This window comes from Acaricomes phytoseiuli DSM 14247 (assembly GCF_000376245.1).
GTDB classification, from domain to species: Bacteria; Actinomycetota; Actinomycetes; order Actinomycetales; family Micrococcaceae; genus Renibacterium; species Renibacterium phytoseiuli.
Genome location: NZ_AQXM01000003.1, coordinates 1 through 1,496, shown reverse-complemented (window position 1 = coordinate 1,496; position 1,496 = coordinate 1). Strand labels below are relative to the sequence as shown.

Here is a 1,496-nt window from a genome sequence, read left to right as displayed (position 1 = left end):
CATCCGTAACGCTCGCTGCCGGAACTCCGGCGGATACTGACGTGGCATACTTCCATCCTCCTATAAAGAACGGAACCAAACCCAGGACAATTCAAGGTTATGGCGGGTCGACGACGCGTGGGTGTTCGTAGGAGGAAAAGGCCGCCGCGGTTCGGATGATGCGTTCGCTGCGAGCGGAGCAGGTGACCGAGCACGGGACGGTTCAGCGGGTCGCGTCGCAACTCGGATACGGGGTCGAGTCGGTGTGGATCTGGGTGAAACAGGCGGATATCGACGACGGGACCCTGGCCCCGTCGACCTCCGCGGTCAGCGATGCGGCTCTCGATGAAATCGGAAACCTTGTACCGTTACCGTCCCTGCCGATGCTGATGACGGAAGGCGGGGGTACGGAAATCACGACCATGCCCGTGTTGCAGTCGCTCGCGCACGCCAGAGAGAAGTGGTCGAATAACGCCACCGAGACGATCTGGGACGCCTCGATCGTGAAGATCATCCTTAGCAGTACACCCAACAGCCTCGACCTCCAAAACCTCACCACGCAACGCTCCATCCGTCGGATGGCGATTATGCCTGCCGACGTAATCCATACCCTCGCCATCGGCACCGGCGTCATACTGCTCCGCGCAGCCACACCCATCGTCGCGAAGCTCTGTGCCTGGATGAGGCGGCGAGACAACAGTGAGCTCCGCGCACAGCGGGCCGTGGTCGAAGAATCCTTGCGTCAGCGCCCGTAACCAGGTCAAGAACGGGAACGTGCAGCGCACCTCTCGGATGAGCGGCGACCACCGTGGTCACCGTCTTTGAAAGGCGCACCCCATGAGTATCGATACGCAGCAGTCCATCTCAGGATTCATTGCCACGCAGCCTCGGCTGAGTGTCGGTGGGAACGGAGTTTCGAGGTTTCACGCCCGCATTGGCATTGAGCATGCCGGGCAGGAGCCCGATGGGTCGTTCACCCAGTTGGAGCTGACATTCCATGACCTCGCGATCTTCCGCAAGACCGCCTCGCCGCCGCGGATCGCATCCACGAGTACATATACGAAAAGGACGGGCAACAGGTGCCTGCGGAGGAGTTCATCGCTTCTCGGATTGGACTTGATCTCGCACGCACCCGCTAGAGGTCGATCGCCCCCCAACGCCCTAGCGTCGATGAAGAGGTCGAGTTCGACGCCGACTTTGAAGGGCCACTGCTGGTTGAGCCTCCACATCCGAACAACTAGAACTTGCTTGGGCCCGAGGACCTAGAGGCGCAGTGGCTGGAGCTGAACCGGTGGGTGCATTGGCTACGCCGCACCTACGGCCTCCCGGCTGCGGTCATCCCACCGTTCTGGCATTGCAACCCGGAACTTTTGTGGGAGTTGTCCGCGCTGCACCTGAATCGCCCCGGTGTGTCCGGAGGGGTTCTCAAACGGTCAGCTCAACGGGTTGTTGGGCTGTGGTTTTAGCGTAGGGGTCTGCTTCGAGTTCTGCTGGTGGGATGTCTCCGCAGTGCTCGT

The 1,496-nt window shown here is 61.0% G+C and carries 1 protein-coding gene and 1 pseudogene; both read left to right on the top strand.

The features are described from left to right. Positions 1-131: 131 nt before the first annotated feature. Positions 132-320 (top strand): annotated as a pseudogene (locus tag C501_RS14070) (IS3 family transposase); the annotation flags it as partial. 42 nt (positions 321-362) lie between these two features. Then, positions 363-734, top strand: coding sequence for a TraM recognition domain-containing protein (locus tag C501_RS14065; protein ID WP_156807528.1), 372 nt, complete (start codon positions 363-365; stop codon positions 732-734). The last annotated feature ends 762 nt before the right edge of the window (positions 735-1,496 follow it).